The organism is Hyalangium versicolor, assembly GCF_020103695.1.
Classification (GTDB): Bacteria; Myxococcota; Myxococcia; order Myxococcales; family Myxococcaceae; genus Hyalangium; species Hyalangium versicolor.
Genome location: NZ_JAHXBF010000017.1, coordinates 191,598 through 208,985, shown reverse-complemented (window position 1 = coordinate 208,985; position 17,388 = coordinate 191,598). Strand labels below are relative to the sequence as shown.

15 protein-coding genes are annotated in these 17,388 nt (G+C 65.8%); 8 read left to right on the top strand and 7 right to left on the bottom strand.

Translation table 11 applies throughout. The features are described from left to right. Positions 1-4 precede the first annotated feature (4 nt). Together sitA5 and KY501_RS32455 are read right to left on the bottom strand one after the other, a co-directional pair. A complete protein-coding gene (gene sitA5, locus KY501_RS32460) occupies positions 5-1,432 on the bottom strand; it encodes a SitA5 family polymorphic toxin (protein ID WP_224367553.1) in 1,428 nt (475 codons plus the stop codon). Positions 1,433-1,800: 368 nt separating this feature from the next. Beyond that, entirely contained in the window at positions 1,801-2,556 is a 756-nt protein-coding gene (locus KY501_RS32455) for a hypothetical protein (RefSeq protein ID WP_224367552.1), read from the bottom strand. Between the two features lie 374 nt (positions 2,557-2,930). Here KY501_RS32455 and KY501_RS32450 point away from each other — a divergent pair, with 374 nt between their 5' ends. Further along, positions 2,931-3,722, top strand: coding sequence for a LamG domain-containing protein (locus KY501_RS32450; RefSeq protein WP_224367551.1), 792 nt, complete (start codon positions 2,931-2,933; stop codon positions 3,720-3,722). Between the two features lie 257 nt (positions 3,723-3,979). On the opposite strand, the gene KY501_RS32445 is transcribed toward KY501_RS32450, so the two are convergent. Together KY501_RS32445 and KY501_RS32440 are read right to left on the bottom strand one after the other, a co-directional pair. Continuing rightward, positions 3,980-4,786 (bottom strand): SDR family oxidoreductase, encoded by an 807-nt coding sequence (locus KY501_RS32445; RefSeq protein ID WP_224367550.1) that lies wholly within the window; start codon positions 4,784-4,786, stop codon positions 3,980-3,982. A gap of 61 nt (positions 4,787-4,847) precedes the next feature. Further along, complete coding sequence (locus KY501_RS32440; RefSeq protein WP_224367549.1) at positions 4,848-5,591, bottom strand: SDR family oxidoreductase; 744 nt, start codon at positions 5,589-5,591, stop codon at positions 4,848-4,850. A gap of 112 nt (positions 5,592-5,703) precedes the next feature. Here KY501_RS32440 and KY501_RS32435 point away from each other — a divergent pair, with 112 nt between their 5' ends. Next, the gene (locus tag KY501_RS32435; RefSeq protein ID WP_224367548.1) at positions 5,704-6,600 is read left to right on the top strand and encodes an AraC family transcriptional regulator; all 897 of its coding nucleotides are present in this window, start codon (positions 5,704-5,706) and stop codon (positions 6,598-6,600) included. 42 nt (positions 6,601-6,642) lie between these two features. Here KY501_RS32435 and KY501_RS32430 read toward each other — a convergent pair whose 3' ends face one another. Beyond that, positions 6,643-10,227 carry an Ig-like domain-containing protein gene (locus KY501_RS32430; RefSeq protein ID WP_224367547.1) on the bottom strand — a complete coding sequence of 1,195 codons (3,585 nt, stop codon included), beginning with the start codon at positions 10,225-10,227 and terminating at the stop codon, positions 6,643-6,645. Positions 10,228-10,547: 320 nt separating this feature from the next. Here KY501_RS32430 and KY501_RS32425 point away from each other — a divergent pair, with 320 nt between their 5' ends. From KY501_RS32425 to KY501_RS32400, 6 genes are all read left to right on the top strand, one after another. After that, positions 10,548-11,489: a zinc-binding dehydrogenase gene (locus KY501_RS32425; RefSeq protein ID WP_224367546.1), complete on the top strand. Its 942-nt coding sequence runs from the start codon at positions 10,548-10,550 to the stop codon at positions 11,487-11,489. Positions 11,490-11,627: 138 nt separating this feature from the next. Then, positions 11,628-11,930, top strand: coding sequence for a hypothetical protein (locus tag KY501_RS32420; protein ID WP_224367545.1), 303 nt, complete (start codon positions 11,628-11,630; stop codon positions 11,928-11,930). A 418-nt stretch (positions 11,931-12,348) separates the two neighbouring features. Further along, entirely contained in the window at positions 12,349-13,476 is a 1,128-nt protein-coding gene (locus tag KY501_RS32415; RefSeq protein WP_224367544.1) for an ABC transporter permease, read from the top strand. A 12-nt stretch (positions 13,477-13,488) separates the two neighbouring features. After that, positions 13,489-14,160 carry an ABC transporter ATP-binding protein gene (locus KY501_RS32410; RefSeq protein WP_224367543.1) on the top strand — a complete coding sequence of 224 codons (672 nt, stop codon included), beginning with the start codon at positions 13,489-13,491 and terminating at the stop codon, positions 14,158-14,160. 11 nt (positions 14,161-14,171) lie between these two features. Further along, entirely contained in the window at positions 14,172-15,098 is a 927-nt protein-coding gene (locus tag KY501_RS32405) for an efflux RND transporter periplasmic adaptor subunit (RefSeq protein ID WP_224367542.1), read from the top strand. A 60-nt stretch (positions 15,099-15,158) separates the two neighbouring features. Then, positions 15,159-15,662: a DUF2165 family protein gene (locus KY501_RS32400; protein WP_224367541.1), complete on the top strand. Its 504-nt coding sequence runs from the start codon at positions 15,159-15,161 to the stop codon at positions 15,660-15,662. Here the strand turns inward: KY501_RS32400 and KY501_RS32395 are convergent. Together KY501_RS32395 and KY501_RS32390 are read right to left on the bottom strand one after the other, a co-directional pair. Beyond that, positions 15,659-16,321, bottom strand: a complete 663-nt coding sequence (locus KY501_RS32395; RefSeq protein ID WP_224367540.1) for an HAD family hydrolase — start codon at positions 16,319-16,321, stop codon at positions 15,659-15,661. The genes KY501_RS32400 and KY501_RS32395 overlap by 4 nt on opposite strands. Before the next feature lie 93 nt (positions 16,322-16,414). Continuing rightward, positions 16,415-17,170 carry an AfsA-related hotdog domain-containing protein gene (locus KY501_RS32390; protein ID WP_224367539.1) on the bottom strand — a complete coding sequence of 252 codons (756 nt, stop codon included), beginning with the start codon at positions 17,168-17,170 and terminating at the stop codon, positions 16,415-16,417. Positions 17,171-17,388: the final 218 nt, after the last annotated feature.

Here is a 17,388-nt window from a genome sequence, read left to right as displayed (position 1 = left end):
CTCCTCACGGAGTTGGGGGGACATGGACGACCTCGATCTTGAGGCCTGCTTCCTTGAAGAGAATTCTGAGTGCCCCTGCGAGTTTCTCCTCGGCGACGATCCACCGGATGGGCGTCCCATTGGCGGCCTTGAACTGGCGTCTCGCTTGCTCAAGCATCTGGTCACGCCCCTGGAAGTTCCCGAAAAACTCCAGCTTCTTATTGATCCACTGCGCGTAGCCTGTGGCCTTCGTTTCAAGCAGAATTCCCTTATCGAAGCCGTCGAATTTCACGTACGTGTCGCCCAGCTTGACGCGGTAGACGTAGCCTTCGGGGGCTCCCGTCGCCTGAGCTTGATAGCGGCGCGACAACTCGGGCATGCCCTCGTTCACCTTGACCCATTCACCCGGGCCACCGGAGTTGAGCGGTGCAGCCTGTGCGCCAACCTTGCCGCCTGCGCTGTCGCGCGCCGCCATGGCGACTGCGTTGGGGACCAGGGCGAGGGTGACGCCCTCGGCAGTGATGGCGACTGACTCCACCTGAGCCAGCGCTGGAGCCGTGAAGCGGATGCCCAGCTGCGTCTCGGCCACTACTGCCGCTTGCCCGGCTCCCGGCAACCTTGGCAGCGTCGCCGCCATGCCCGAAGCCGTGTTTCCCAATGCCACGGTGCCCAGCATCACGAAGGCTCGGGCCGCCTTCTCGCCCATCGTGTCCCCGAACTTCGTTCCCGACGCGTAGATGCCGTCGAAGGTCGTGGCCTGATCCACTTCCTTCATCAGCACCAGCCACCCGTCGATGAGGCGCCACACGGTGTCCCAGCCCAGGTAGGCCATGGCCCCCACTGTCAGCAACGCTGCTATGCCCTTGCTCACCGGCTCGGGTAGCGCGAGCAAGATCGCGTACATGGTCAGGCCGCCCACCACTGCCGCAACCACCGCCTGGGGGTTCACCAGCCGCCCGAGTTCCTCCTTCATGGCTCCCAGCACCTTGCTCTGGGCAATCGCCATGGCCAGAGCGTACCTGGCATCCCCATCGAGGAAGGGCTTGTCCACCAGGAGGCGCAAGCAATCTCCGCCTCCCCACGTCCCCTCGCACCACAGCAGGTAGCAGCGCTTCAGCTCTTCATCCTCGGGCAACAGGCGCAGGTTCCGGGTGCTGCCCGGCTCTGAAGCCATGAGGCGCTGGCTGCGGCCGTCGTACCAGAACCAGCCGCTTCGTTCGGGCACTCCGAACAGTCGCCCGGCGTATTCCAGGGGCCGCTCCACGGTGGGCACGGAGGGTGCGTGCTTTGCTACGACTTCCTTGAACGCCTTCTGGCTCACCTCCGCCGGCTCCACGTCTCGGCGCGGGACCTGGATGCTCGGCTCGCCCTGGCCTGTATCCAGGCGGACAACCTTCGTGGGTGTGCACCCTGTGAGGGATGCGACCAGCAGCATGAACGCCCAGCGCTGCATGTGAAGCCTCCTGGCCATGGCCCCCACGCACCGGGGGCACCGCCCGAGATTACAGGACAGGCCAGTCAATCACAGGGGCCTTCGAGTAGCTGGAGCGGTAGGAACGTCACCCCGTCGAGGGCCACCATGCGCGTGCCGCCTCTGTCCCAGAGCCATACCGGCAGCATGGACATTCTGCCATCCGCAACGACTGAGCGCGAAGGCGGTGTGCGCTTCGAGGCGTTGCCGCCGCCCACGCAAGAGGAGGTGGAGCGGTTGCTGCGCTGGTGGGCAACGGCCACTCCCCCAGCCACGTGGTCCTCACGCTAGAACTGCTGTGCTCCGAGCCCGCGCTCCGCAAGCTGTTTGGGACGTGCTCCGCCTGACGATCAGCGGTTGAAATAGAAGTAGGTATCGAGCGCCCGGCGGATTTCCGGCTCCTCGTGGAGCTTCCGGATGTCCGCGACCTTTGAATGCTGGGTGGTGCGGTACACCTCCAGCCGGTAGTTCTTGCCTCCGTACTGGAAGATGAAGTCGATCTTGGAGTGCTTCTTCTCGACGGACTCCTTGCCCACGGCTCGCGCAGGGAAGTTCATCCCAGCGATGTACTGGTAGCTGTTGAAGATGGTGTAGGCAACGTTCGGCTCCCGAGCGAAATAGCCCATGTCGGCGGCCAGGGTGATTTCGCTGATGCCTCGCTGCCCCTGCTGGATCAGCGCCGAGGCCCGCTGCTTCTCGTCCTTCCACGTGCCCTGGATGACGTAGGACTCCCGGCCGTCGATCTCCGTCTTGGCGATCTCCCGGTCCGAGAACTCGCCCATGGTCTTGTCGGCGTAGAGCGGAGCCGCCCGTGAGACGGCGACGGGGAAGTCAAAAGAGTTGTATCTGAGCGCGCCCATCACCGTGTCGCTCCCGGTGTCCTTGATGCGGAACAGGATCTCCTTGGGGTCGTTATCGTTTTTGGTTGTGAAACGCCACCCTTCCGGCAGCGCCATGCGCACTTGGCGCACGACAACCATGTTCGACTGGGCGTAGGCGTCGGCCGGGTAGTTGTGCATGGAGATGGGCTCTCGAATCGTGGGGGCCGTTGCGCACGCCGAGAGTGCGAGTGCGAGGCCAAGGGCCGAGACTGGAAGCTTGTTCATGGTGGTTGTTCGTCCTTCTTCATGCCCGGATGTGCCGCGATGGAAGCAGGCCACGGGCTGCTCTGTAGGGTCTCTGTTCCCGGTCCTGGATGAAGCAGCCCCCCGGTGACTCTCTTGGGGCGAGCCTGGCCCCCTCGGGAAGAGAGAGCCAGCCATGCGCGGAAAGATGCGCGGAAAAGTTCTCGCCCCGCCTCCGCCCACAGATCGAGGTGGCGGAACATGTCCCTGTGGGAAGGGAGTGGTGTGTCACTGCTGACACATGCCTCCCCTGCCACGAGCTCGCCACGCTATCCCTCGGTGTGACCGATTCGGCCTAGACATGGATCCAGCACCTGCTTAGCCTTCGCACCACCCCTGATTCACAAGGAGTGCCCATGAGAAGACTTTGCATCGCTCTCATCTACATGGCGTGTAGCGCAACGGCTCGCGAATCCTTTGCGCTTCCTACCCCCAGCGCTCGTTACAACTTCGACGATGGTGCCCCGGAAGCCACGGACGTGTCTGGCAACCTCAACACGGGCGTATTCGTCGGCGGTGCAAGCTATCAGGGGGGAAGCAACATCGCGCCACTTCTTTGTAATGTGGACAGCTTGAAGCTCAATGGTGGGGGCTTTGTCTCCGTGCCCAACAGTTCCTCCATTGGCTTCGCCGGCAGTTTTGCCATCTCCGCTTGGGTGAGCCTCGACTCCAACAAGCAAGAAAACAACGTCTTGAGCAAGGACACGTCGGCCTGGTACAGCAACTACAATCTCCATATTTTCAACAACCACGTCACGTTGGCTGTCTCCTTTGATCAGCCTTGGAGCGTAGGCACGAGTTCCCAAGGATATGCCTGGTGCGACAATGGCGGTTGTGGCACCTCGGGTCGAAGCAACTTCGTGGATGCCGCGCATCCGCTGGGTACCTGGCGCCATGTCGCTGCCGTCTACGACGACACGACCAAGAAGATGATCGTCTACTTGGATGGGGTGAGGGATGGTGAGGCGGCGTTCAATACCACCGGCCATCCTCGAACCAATACGGAGACGCTCCAGCTCGGCAGGCGCAAGGCCTACAATAGTGCGCTCGCCGGACGTTTGGACGACATCCGCCTCTTTCCCGCTGCGCTTCAGGGCGATCAGATCGCTGAGTTGCTCTTCTGCCCTCAGCAGTGCGGAGGCCTCTGAAAAGTACCTGAGACAGGTTCAAGGGCGAACGAGAGGGTGGACGGATGAGCGGGCCATGAGCACTTGGCGCCCATGGATCGCGAACTCGGATCGGACACGGCCATCGCGGTAATTCACTTTCCCTGGAGCCACACTTCCGGTGGCCAAGAATCGCGCCGTGTTCCGACGTGGTAAGAGAGAGGAGTGAGGCAAAGGGGGCTCATACTGCTGGGAGGCTGCGGGAATCGAACCCGTAGCCGGAGCAGAAGCACGTGACCTCACGCGCCGCCTCGCTTCTGCGTGGCCTTGAGCGCCATTCGGTCGACCAGGCCGGGAAACAGGAGCTTGAGGTACACGCCGAGCCGGGCCCTGGCTGTCATCAGCAACTCGCGGTCTCGCCGGTCGATCGCGCGGAGGATCCGCGCCGCGCAGGTGCTCGCATCCATCGCGTCGCTGGCCGCGTCCCTTGTGGCCCGCGGCTGGCCGTCGGAGCCCAGCGCCCGTACACCAAGGTCGGTGGAGACATATCCCGGAGACACGACAAGCACGTCCACGCCCGTGTCCAGCAGTTCGACCCGCAGCGCATCGAAGAAGCCTTGCAGTGCGTGCTTGCTCGCGACGTACCCGGTGCGGCCAGGCACTGCCAGCTTCCCCTGGACCGAGGAGATGGCCACCAGCAGTCCCTTGCGCGCTTTGATGTGGGGCAGGGCCGCGTGGGTGCAGTACACGGCGCCCAGGTAGTTCACGCGCATGAGGCGCTCGAAGAGCGACACATCGCGGATGTCCTCGAAGCGGCTGCGCATGGAGATGCCCGCGTTGTTCACGAGCATGTCAATGCCTCCGAAGACCTCCACCGCGCGCTCCACCATGCGCCGGCATGCCTCGGGATCGGCCACATCCGTCGGCACTCCGAGCGACCGCCCGCCCGCCTTCTCGCACCGCTCCTTCACCCGGACCAGTGCCTCCTCGCTCCGCGCCGCCAGCACCAGGTTCGCTCCTCGCGCGGCGAACGAGACGGCCAGCTCCTCGCCGATCCCGGAGGAGGCCCCCGTGATGATGACGGTCTTCCCTTGCATCGTGGACATGCGGCCCTACTTGGCCGCGTGACACCGCCGTCGTCAACCCCTGACTGCGCCCTCATCCTCTTCAGGCCGACCGTGCCAGCGCCACCGCGTCGGGGCCGGCCGGGAAACGGAGCTTCCCAGTCGAGTCGTTCGCGGCTCCCCACACCCCCTCGGCCACGTCGGACTCGCGCGTCACCGCGGTCAGTTGCCCGAAAGAAGAGAAGATGCGCTCTGCGTAAGGCGCGTAGGCCTCGGGGAACAGCCCTTCCATGCGGGGCCTCCCGTTGCTCGTGAAGCTCGTGCTGGGGCAATAGCCCGGCTCCACCAGCTTCACCCGCACATTGAACGCCTCGAGCTCGAACGCGAGCGACGCGGTGAACCCTTCGATGGCCACCTTGCTCGCGGTGTACACGGCCACCAGCGGCATGGGAGCCAGCGTCGCGCTCGAGGTCACGTTGACGATCACCCCCGACTTGCGGGCGCGGAACTGAGGCAGCACGGCCTGCGTCATCGCCATCACGCCGAAGGTGTTGGTCTCGAACACGTCGCGCACCGTGCTCATCGGGGTGGCCTCGAAGGCGCCCATGAGCCCGATGCCCGCGTTGTTGACGAGCACGTCGATAGGCCCGCTCGCCGCGAGCGCAGCCGCGATGCTCTCGGGCTTCGTCACATCGAGCGCAACCACCCGCATCCGCTCCGATCGGGGGAGCACGTTCTCGCGCGGCGTCCGCATGGTGGCGACCACGCTCCAGCCCTGCGCGTGGAAGTAACGCGCGGTCTCGAGGCCATAACCCGAAGAACAACCCGTGATGAGCACTGTCTTCATACCGACTCCTTTGCCGCGGCGCCCGCGGCGTTCATGTCTGGGGATAAAGTAGTTGCGGCATGCAGGACGATCTATCGTGCGGAGTCCATGTTTCATTGGTGAGAGTCCAGACATGAAAGACCCGCTCTCGGAAGTCATCGCGCTGCTTCAGCCGCGCGCCGTGTTCTCGAAACGCATCAGCGGCGCGGGCCGCTGGGGGGTTCGCTATTCGGACTTCGGGCAGCCGAGCTTCTGTGCCGTGCTCGAGGGCAGCTGCCGGCTCGCTGTCGACGGGCAGCCCGCTGTCACGCTCGAGGCCGGTGACTTCGTACTCCTGCCGGCGACGCCAGGCTTCATCCTGTCGGGCTTCGAGCCGGTGACGCCAGAGCGCATCGATCCCAAGGTCACTCCTTCGCCGACGGGAGAAGTCCGCCACGGCACGCGAGGTGGACGCCCCGACGCACGGCTGCTCGGTGGCTACTTCGTCTTCGACTCGCCTGACGCGGCTCTCCTGGTGTCACTGCTGCCGGCGGTGGTGCACGTGCGCGGTGTCGAGCGGCTCTCGGTGCTGGTGCGCCTCGTGGGCGAGGAATCGATCGAGCAGAGATCGGGTCGCGACCTCGTGCTCACGCGGCTCGTGGAGGTGCTGCTCATCGAAGCGCTGCGGTCGACCGCGGGAGACGACGCGCCACCGGGGCTCCTGCGCGGGTTGGCCGATGCGCGGCTTGCGCCGGCGATACGGCACATGCATGGCCAGCTCTCGCGTTCGTGGACGGTAGCCCAACTCGCGAAGACCGCTGCGCTCTCCCGCTCGGCGTTCTTCGATCGGTTCACCCGCACCGTGGGCTTGCCGCCGATGGAATACCTGCTCGCCTGGCGGATGGCCGTCGCCAGGGATCTGCTCCGCCAAAACGAGTTCGGAATCGCCGAGGTCGCCGAGCGTGTGGGCTACGGCTCGGCGAGCACGTTCAGCACTGCGTTCACCCGATACGTGGGCCAGCCCCCAAGCCACTACGCACGTGCGGGTTAGAACGTCGCGTCGGGCGAGCGCCCACAAGGCCTGAGGGCTGCCTCAGCGGCGGGTCTTTTCCTGGACCTCGTCCGGGCAACCGTCCTGGTCCTTGAAGCCGTTGAGGGTCTCCGGTTCGTTCGGGCACCGGTCCACTGCGTCGGACACGCCATCCTGGTCGTTATCCGGATCGGGGCAGCCGTCGTCGTCCTGGAATCCGTCCTTGTCCTCGGGGAACTGCGGGCAGCGGTCCTGTTCGTCCGGGACTCCATCTCCGTCCGAGTCCAGCCGCCGGGGGCGGGGGAGCTCATCCGGGCAGCCATCCATGTCATCGAAGCCGTTCTGCGTCTCTGGCTGGTTCGGACAGTTGTCGTTGGCATCCGGGACGCCATCGCCGTCGGTGTCCGTGTCGGTGTCTGGAGAGGGGTAGCGAGGGTCGCTCTGGAAGCTGTCCATGTCCTCGGAGCCATGGGGGTACTCCGAAGGCGGCGAGGACTCCTTGCGAGTGGAGGCGGCCTCCGCCTTCGCGGTCCAACGGATTCCCGCCAGAAAGCGGAAGCTCGGCGTGCCGTAGCCGTGGGTCAGCCCCGGGCCTCCACCCAGGTGCGCGGCCAGCGAGTCCGTGAAGCGGTACTTCACGGCGGCCAGCATCTCCAGCGGACGCTCCTCGGGGTTCCACTCATTCAGGCCCCGGGCGCCCACCAGCGTGGCCTCGGCGGCCAGTTGGTGCTGCCCCACGTGGAAGGGCACCTCGGCGCCGAGGCCGTAGGCGAGTTCGTTGCTGACATTCAAGTTGTAGAACTGCTCCTGAGGCTGCACGTTGATGCCCAGGTGGACCAGCACGCGCACACCGTTGTCGTGGCTCCACTCTCCGAGCAGGCGTGGGAAGAACGCCATCCTGCGGCGGCCCAGGAACCCCTTGCCGCCCGAGGTGGGCAGCAGCACCGGCACCGACACCCCGAACCGCAGCCCGTTGTCCAGGGAGCGCAGGTGCGCCTTCGGCACGAGGCGCAGATCCCCTACGCCCGTGGCATGCACTCCGTCGCCGAGCACCGGCGCCACGGAGGCCGTGGATGCAGAGCCCTGCGAGGTGATGGGCAGCGCCACGCCGAGTTCGAACTGGTCGTACAGCGACACGGCGCCCATCAGATCGAAGGTGGTCTGGCTCTTGACGATCTCGTAGATGAACTCGCCTGTCTGGGGCCGCCAGAAGTTGAGGGGCGCCGTCGCGTGGTTGAAGGACAGGCCCACGTTCCAGTCGAGGTGCTGGCCCACTCGGGGGCTCTGCATCCCCAGCACATCCTGCGCACCCGGGCCGGGCTTGAACTGCTGCACGTCGATGCCCTGCGAGGCCTGAGCCGCGTTCTGGGCGTGAGTGGGAGCCGAGGCGAGCATGGCGGCCAGCAGCCCCCGCACGCCCCATGCCTTCCCCGAGCCACGGAATGGCTGGCGACGCAGCAGGAGCGACAGGCTGAGCAGCAGCCCCAGGGGCAGGAGCGTGCCGGTGCCCGTGGAGGCGCAGCCATGGCCCACCGTGGCCAGGTCGTCCCTGTAGTCGAGCGGGTTGGTTCCAGCCCTGGCTTCGTCCCCGTCGTTCACGCCCCCGCCGTCGGTGTCCCGATTGTGCGGGTCCGTGCCGCGCTGCAACTCCTCCTCGTCGGTCAGGCCGTCGCCGTCGGAGTCACTCGAGCCCACGTACACCGTCACCGAGACATCCGGCGTGGAGCCACCGTTCTCATCGGAGACCGTGTACGTGAACGTCACGCGGCCCCTGAAGCCTGGGGTCGGAGTGAACACGATGTTGGCTCCGTCGGTGCCGATGGCCACGGTGCCGCCGCTGGTGGGCTGGGTCACAGCGGAGACGGTGAGCTTCTCTCCGCTGTCCGGCGCGCTGGAGTCATTGGCCAGGACATCCAGAGTGGTCTCACCCTTGTCGCCAGGGACCGCGAACGCATCAGCCACGCCCGTGGGCGGATCGTTCTCCGGAGTCACTGTGACCTTGACGGTCGCGGTGGCCGTGCCGCCGTTGCCGTCGGTCACCGTGTACGTGAACGTCACCTCGCCGTTGAAGTTCTTGGCGGGCGTGAAGAGCACCTTGCCGCCCTCCAGGGCCACGGTACCGCCCTCGGTCGGCTGGGAGACCTCCTTCACGGTGAGCGTCTCATTGCTATCCGGACCGCTGGAGTCATTGGCCAGCACATCGATGGCCGTGGCGTCGGCATCCTCTTTCACGGTGGCCGTGTCGTCCTTCGCCGTGAGCGGGTCATTCACGGGAGTGACGGTGACGGTGACGGTGGCCGTCGCCGTGCCGCCGTTCCCATCGCTGACGGTGTACGAGAACGTCGTGGTGCCGTTGAAGTCCGGCGCGGGTGTGAAGGCGACGATGCCCTTGTCCAGGGTGACGGTGCCTCCGGTGGTGGGCTGGGTGACTGCCGTGACGGTGAGCTTCTCGTTCACATCCGGCTCGGCGCTGTCATTGGCCAGCACGTCGACGACCGTGGCACTGCTGTCCTCGGCCACCGTCAGGGTGTCGTTCACGGCGGTGGGCGGATCATTCACCGGGTTCACCGTCATGGTGACCACGGCCGTGTCCTTGAGCCCGAACGTGTTCTGAACCTGGTACGTATACGTGGTGGTGCCGAAGAAGTTGGCCGCTGGCGTGAACGTGACCGTGTTGTTCGCATTCACCACCAGCGTGCCCTTCGGGGACTGCGTGACGATGGTGACGGTGATGGGTGTGTCCCGGAGCCCCAGGTCGTTGGACAGCACCGCCGTGGTGATGGGTGTGTCCTCGTTGGTGGTCGCCGTGTCGGGGAAGGCGTCCGGGGTGCCTGCGGGATCGAGCGGGCCCGGGTCCGGCGCGGCAGCGGCCAGGTTGGGGGGCATGCCCACGGAGCAGCCGAAGTCCGCGTTGAGCGAGTAGTTCTGCGAGTTGGTGCCGCCCCAGACGACGACGTTGCTGGTCGTGTTGACCCCTGCGGCTGCCAGCAACGACCTCGGAAGGATCAGCGTGATGAAGTAGTCCGCGTCTCCATTGAAGCTGCTGCCATCCGAGGCCACCTGCACGTGGTAGAAGTCCGTCGCGGGTGCGAAGTCCTGGAGCAGATCCGCTGGCAGTTCGCCCGCCGGATCGCTCGGGTTGCCCCTCTCCACGGTGCTGTTGCGCACCCAGCGGACCTTGGTGCCGGCCATGTTGCCGTCGGCGGTGAGCATGTACTCGTAGGTCTGCGGGTCATTGTTGGAGTCCACCAGCACGTCCCAACTCGAGGGCAGGAGATCCACGCCGTTCTGGGCCAGCGGGCTGCCATCGACGCGCATCCGGAAGAAGACGAAGGTCGCGTCCGCCGCCCGGAAGAACGCGGGGTAGGTGGCGTCGCCCACCATGTCGCGCTCCCGGCTGGCCGGGACGAGATCGCCGGGGATGTCGCCCGCGTTGCCGCCCCCGCAGCGGTACGGGAAGAAGGCGAAGTCCGAGGGGATGGCGATCGCCGCCTGCCGCGTGGCTCCGAACTCGGAGGGCCTCTCCGCCGTGCTCTCGGAGGAGGGAGCCTCCGAGCATGCGGCCACCATTGCTACCAGCAACCCCATCCCGGCACGGGAGAGACGTCCTGAGAAGGGGAAGGCACTCGCGCTTCGGGAGGAGCTCATGGGATGTGTTGCTGGTGCGTACAGGCCCCGGATTCCGGGGAGGGGAGCGACAGCATCCATTGGAGATCGGGACGGGTGAAGGAATGGTGTGGGATCGAGGGTGGGCGTCAGCCCGTGAACTCTCCATCTTGGATCATTCAGCCGTGCTGTGGCTGTGCTGATTCTAACAGTGGATTTTGACGGTGGCTTTGTATCGCTCGGCCGGGACTCCCCTGAGAGGGGAGTCTATCCGCGCCCGGACGTCGGCGCTCTACACCCAGGCGTCTGGCGGTGGAGGCGCTATTGTAGGTTGCAATTCTCCAGATGAATCATTGGGAGGCATGATGGCCTCGATACAGGCAGTGGTTGTGACCGAAGGGGCTCCCGCGAAGCTGGCACTCACCCGGGTGGATGCGCCGGCGCCCGCGGCGAACGAGGCGTTGATTCGTGTCCGGGCGATCTCGCTCAACCGCGGCGAGGTGCGTCGCAGCCAGACGGCCGCTGTGGGGTGGAGACCGGGCTGGGATCTCAGTGGGACCGTCGAGCAGGCCGCGGCGGACGGCTCGGGCCCGCCCAAGGGGAGCAGGATCGTCGGCTTCATGCCCTCGGGCGCGTGGGCGGAGCTCGTCGCGGTACCGTCGAATTCACTCGCGGTATTGCCCGACGAAGTGAGCTTCTCGCAGGCGGCGACGCTGCCGGTGGCGGGGCTGACGGCGCTGATGGGGATCGAGCGTGCCGGCGGGTTGCTGGGGCGGTCGGTCCTGATCACCGGAGCGTCCGGCGGCGTGGGAGACTTCGCGGTGCAGTTGGCGCGGGCCGCGGGGGCACGTGTCACGGCCCACGTTCGCAGTGAGGCACGCGCCGGGCGGCTGAGGGACATCGGCGCGCACAGCGTCGCGGTCGGTGAGAACCTCAGCGCCGCGCGCGGCCCGTTCGATCTCGTGTTCGATGGGGTGGGGGGTGCGCTGCTGGGGGAGGCGCTCGGCCTGCTCGGGAAGGATGGGCACGCCGTGGCGTATGGCCAGACCGCCGGCCCGACGACGACGTTCAACCTGGCGCAGTTCTACGCAACGGGTGGCGCCAGTCTCTACGGGTTCATCCTGTTCCACGAGTTGTTGCGCCAGCCGGCCGGCGTGGGCCTGAAGCGGCTTGCCACGATGATCGCCGACGGCCGGCTTCAGCCGCTCATTGGAGCCGAGGCGAACTGGACCGAGATCGGCACGATGGCGCAGCGCCTTCAGGACCGCGACTATCCGGGCAAGGCGGTGCTGCAGGTTGGGTGATGCGCGCAAGCGCCTGAGTGACACTTGTCGCCGCGGGACGTCGCATAAAAGATTCAGGGGGCGTCACATACGCCTCGGAGTCACTCTGCCCTGCTCGAAACAGGTGGCCCCGAGGCCACGGATCGGGAGGGTCGGACCATGAATCCACTCATCTTGGGCACGCTCCTGGGGAGCGTGTTCGGGCTCATCATCATCGTCACCAAGATTCCCAGGAAGGTCGAACACAAGCGCCGGGCCATGCTGGCCGCCTTCACGAGCCGGGCGGCGATCGGATTCCTGATCGCCGCGGTCTCGCTGGGGACACCCTTCTGGCTGACCGGGCTCATCGTGGGCCTGCTCGTGAGCATCCCTCACGGGATCATCGCTCGCGAGTACCACATCATCTCGGCGGGCGGCATCGGCGGAGCGGTCATCGGCCTCCTCCTCGGTCTCTGGACCTAGGACGCCGGTCACAGTGGCGGGCCCTGGACTCTGCCCCTTCAGAAACCCAAGCACGGGGCGCCCATGTCACTGCGGAGAAGCCAACAAGGTCTCGAACTCGCGGAGCGCCTCAGGAAGAGCGGAGAGTACGAGCGGGCGGTCCGTATCCTCGCGCGTACGATCTTCCGCCTGCTGGCGGCTCAGGGGTACGAGCCTCGTCATGTCATCCAGCTGAGCTCCGAGCTCCTCTCTCAGGTCACGCTCGCTGTCAGGAGCTCTCGGAACAAGGAGGCGCTCCCACCTGTCGCCAGCACGTCCGTCTACCAGGAGAGCGCTTAGGGAAGCCACGAGGGAGCCGCGCCGTCACATTCGCTTCAAGGGCTCTCTGTGCTGGATGGGACCTGGCCGTCGCGAGCGGTCCTCGGGGAGGAGTGACTTCATGGTGGATCTGGCCCGCAAGAACCTGCTGCATGACAAGTTGAGGTTCATCATCACCATCTCGGGCGTGGCGTTCGCGGTGACGTTGGTGCTCGTCCAGGTGGGTCTGTTCATGGGCCTGCTGAAGAACGCCACCATCACCATCGATCATCTCGGGGCCGACCTGTGGGTGACATCGAAGAACACCCCCAACGTGGACTTCGCGCACTCCTTCCCGGAGTCCTGGTCCCAGCGGGTGCGCTCCGTTCCAGGTGTCGCTCGGGCAGACAACCTCATCGTCACCTTCATGGATCTCACCCTGCCCAACGGGGCCCAGGACGCCACGCTCGTCTACGCGCTCGAGAACTACGAGGCGTGGCACTTCCCCTGGCAGATCACCGAGGGAAACATCACGGACCTGCGGCGTGGCAATTATGTCTTCCTCGATTCATCCGCCATCCGGCGGTTCGGCCCCTTCGCCGTGGGGCAGTACCGCGAGGTGCTGGGCACCCGGCTGAAGATCATCGGCCGGACCGAGGAGGCCCGCTCGTTCACCACCACGCCCATCTCGTTCATGGACTACGAGCTCGCCCAACGGCTCATGCCCGTGGGCAACCACGATCAGTCAACCTACATCCTGGTCAAGCTGGCGCCCGGGGCCAACCTGGAGCAGGTGCGCGCCGAGATCCAGCGGCGCCTGCCGTACAACGACGTCTATACGAGCGCCGAGTGGGCTGCCCGCTCGCGCGACTACTGGATCAAGAGCACGGGTATCGGCTTCAACATGGCGATGACGGTCTTTCTCGGCTGCCTGGTGGGAGTCGTGGTGGTCGCGCAGACGCTCTACACCTCCACCATGGAGCACTTGAGGGAGTTCGGAACCGTCAAGGCCATTGGGGGGAGCAACCGGGTCATCTACAGCATCCTGGCGCGGCAGGCGGTCATCTCCGCGCTGGTCGGGTTCGTGTTCGGCATCATCCCCTCGCTGGCCGTTCGCTCGCTCATCACCAAGGTGGGCATCGAGCTGTTCATCCCCACGGTCTTCATCGTCGTCGTCTTCTTCGGGACGCTCATCATGTGCCTGGCCGCCGCGATGATTTCCTTCCGGAAGGTGGCCTCGATCGATCCCGCGCTCGTGTTCCGGAACTGAGGAGAGGCACCCATGCCCGTGCTCGAAGCCGAGACACTCACCAAGACGTTTCAGGAAGGGCACGAGACGGTCATCGTGCTCCGAGGCGCTTCCCTCTCCCTGGAGCGGGGGGAGATCGTCACCCTCGAGGGGCCCTCCGGCTCGGGGAAGACGACGCTGCTGTCCATCCTGGGCTGCATCCTGACGCCCACCAGCGGATCTCTGAAGATCGAGGGGAAGCAAGTGGACATGCACAGGCCCCGGCAGTTGCCCGAGGTGCGCAAGCGCTCGGTGGGCTTCGTCTTCCAACAGTACAATCTCTTCCCAGCGCTCACGGCGGTCGAGAACGTGGAGTTCGCCCTCAACATCAAGGGCGTGCGAGGCAGCGACGCGCGCAAGGAGGCCGAGCGCGTGCTGTGCGCGGTGGGCCTGGAGAGCCGGCTGAACTTCCTGCCCCGAGACATGTCGGGCGGGCAGAAGCAGCGCGTGGCGCTGGCGCGGGCCCTGGCGGGCGAGCCTCCCATCCTCCTCGCCGACGAGCCCACGGCCAACCTGGACTCCGAGGTGGGCGGCCAGGTGCTCCACATCTTTCATGATCTGGCCAAGCGCGAGAACCGGGCACTGCTCATCGTGACCCATGACCCCAAGGTGCGCACGGTCGCCGACCGGGTGCTCAAGATCTCCGACGGCCACCTGGCCAGCTGAAGGGAGGACGCATGAAGCTCTCAGGGATGAAGAAGAGGCTGTCCGTCATGCTGCTCGTGCCTGGCGCGGGTGCGGCGCTGCTGTTCGGAGTGCAGCAACGGAAGCCCGCCGCTCCCGCCGAGGCGGCGCCCGCGGCGCAGTTCGTTCCTCCCGCCACCATTCGCGCGGAAGGCCGCATCACGAGCTACCCCGGTGCGCAGGTGACCGTCGGCACCGAGGTGCAAGGGGTGCTGCGGGAGCTCCGCGTGGAGGAGAAGAGCCAGGTGCGCAAGGGGCAGGTGATTGCGCTGCTGGATGCATCCGAACCCCGCGCGGCGCTGAGCGAGGCCCGGGCGCGCGTTTCCGAGGCGACGGCCCAGGTCAACCGGCTCGAGGCCGATGTGAAACGGAACCAGACCTTGAAGGAGGCCGGCGCGGTGACGGTGCAGGCATTCGAGCACCTCCAGCACGAGCTTGACTCGACACGCGCTCAACGGGAGGCCGCCATCGCGCAGGTACGGAAGATGGAGGTGGCCGTGGCGAAGACGCGAATCGTGGCTCCCATCGACGGAGTGGTCATCTCCCGGATGGTGGAGCAGGGTGAGATCGTCAGCGCGGGAGCTCCGCTGGTGGAGATCGCCGACCTCCGGCGCAGCCGCGTGGAGGCCGAGGTGGATGAGTTCGACTCGGGCCGCGTCGCGCTCGGCTCCGCCGTGACCATCGTCGCCGAGGGCTACGATGACTCGTGGAAGGGCACCGTCGAGGACATCCCCGACGCGCTGATGGAGCGGCATCTCAAGCCGCAGGACCCCGGGCGGCCGGTGGATACCCGGGTGCTGCCGGTGAAGATCGCCTTCGACGAGGCCACGCCGCTGCGGTTGGGGCAGCGGGTGGAGGTGGAGATCACGCCCAAGCAATCCCAGAGCGTCCAGGAGCGAGGGCTCGGGCTGGCACGTTAGGGGCTCACAAGCCGGGTGAGGGGGCTCCATCCAGATCGAGTCCACACAAGGAGACCTGGCTTGGAGACACCTATCCTTATTCCCCTCTTCCTCAAGATCGTGATCCTGATGGGCGTCTCGGTCTGGCTGACCCTCGCCGTGATCAACAACATCATGGATCCGGCGACCAACATCTCGATGATTGGCCAGATGATGCGCATGGACCCCATCGAGAATGCACCGCACCTGGGAGCGAAGCTGAGGCGGCGGGCCGTCACCTCGCCTCATGCCCACAAGCGATCGTTCTACATCGCCACCATCATCCAGATCATCGCAGCGGTGCTCATGTGGCGAGGAGCCGTGATGCTGATAATCGCCGCCTGGGGGCCCGAGAATGCCCAGGCGCTCGCCCATGCCACGGCAGCGGTGAACCTGGGGCTGGGTGTGCTCGTCGTGCTGTGGCTGTGGTTCCTGTGCGGCGGTCTGTGGTTCGGCTACTGGCTGAGGATGCCCCAGGTCCAGCAGACCCACATGACGATGCTCTTCACCACGTTGCTGATGGTGCTGATGGTCAACGTCGGTTAGGTGGCCAGGCACTCCCAGCCCCGCTGATGGGCATGCTCGGCGAGCCGGGCATGCCCCACCACCGCGACCGGATGGCCGACCGCCTCGAGCATCGGCACGTCCGTGAAGTGATCTCCGTAGGCGAAGCATTCGGACGCCAGCGCTTCCCGCTCCGCGAGGAACGTGCGCAGGGCGTCCGCCTTGCCCTGGCCAATCATCTGGGGACCTTCGATCTCGCCGGTGTAGCGCCCATCCTGGAGCACCAGGCGCGTCGCGAGGCAGTCCGCCACGCCGAGTTCCCGGGCCACGGGAACCAGGATCTCGTCCAGGGAGCCGGAGACGAACACGGGCAGATAGCCCTGGGCTTTGCGTTCCTCCAGGGCCCGGCGCACGGGCGTGAGCCAAAGCCCTTCACGCCGCTTGATGGACTCGAACCACTCCTCGGCGCGAGCACGGACGGAGGCCTGAGTCCACCCTCGGAAGGAGCGGTAGAAGGCCTGGTTCAGGAAGAGGCGGTCTCGGCCGAGCTGGGCTGCCACGCCCAGTCGCGTGACGAGACCGGCCGTCCTCAGCGAGCCCAGGCCCTTCGGGCGGTACTCCTGCCGACAGTAGAAGGCGTGAAAGCTGATCATGCTCCTCAAGGACAGCAGCGTCCCATCGACATCGAAGAAGGCGTACATGGTTTTCACCCGTGGACTCGGAAGGGGGAAAGAGACAGGCCGCGAGCACCCAGGGAGGGAGCCGCGGCCTGTCGAGGCTTCTGCTCGCGTGGGCTAGGAAGCGGGAGTGGAAGCAGGGGAGGACTCGGCTCGCGTGAGCAGTTGCCGGGCTTTGTTCGACTCGCGGACGCGCATGAACGAGGAGTCATACGCGGAGAACTTCGCCGTGCCGCTCGTGACGCACTCTCCGCCCTGGATGAAGCGAATTTCCGCTGCGCTCGACAGCGTGCCGCGCTTGCCCATTCGCGTGTCCAGGAGCTTGCACTCGATCTCCGTAATGACCGGGAAGGCGAACGAGTGAAAGGAGGCGTCGAACGCGTTGATGACGAAGAAGCTCGTGCTGCCCGGCTCATTGTGGATCAGGAAATTCTCCGCCACCGCGACGACGATCTGGCGGCCCGCCTCCGCCAGCACCATGCCCTGGATGTGCTGTCCCGTGAGGTGGTCGCTCATCTCCGCGCACTCGTCGTCCACCATCAGCCAGGCCCTGTACAGGCTCTCGCCTACCTGCTGGGGGAGGGTGATCATCACGTTGCAGGGCAGCCTCTTGTGGGTGAAGCGCGGTTCGGCCCGCTGGCTTTCCGGCGGGGGAAGGAGCGAGATCCGCGAGGCGTACTCCGGGTGGGAGCAGATCGCCTGCATGCGCTGCAGCCGCTCGTGCTGGATGCCCTGGCCGACGAGGATTGTCATCTCCTCACTCAGCTCTCCACGTACCAGCTTCTCCTCGAGCTGGGTGATGGTGATGACGTTCGCGTTGGCTTGCGCGAAGTGGGTGAACCGGTCCCCGACCACATGAATCGTCCGCGGCATGCTTGTTCCTTTCGCTTTCGCAAGAGTTGTTCGAGCGGTGCATCAGGAGAGATGCAGGCCGTGGGAGATGTGATGGGATCTGGAAGGAAGTCTTACGGCGAGGAGCAGGTGCTGTCTCGCCTGTCCGCGGGGGAGTCTGGCGTCCCCAGGACGGACGCCGTCACAACGTGCGCCGGTGGGTTCTCCCTTCAGAGAAGAAGTGGCTGAGTGGGTCAACC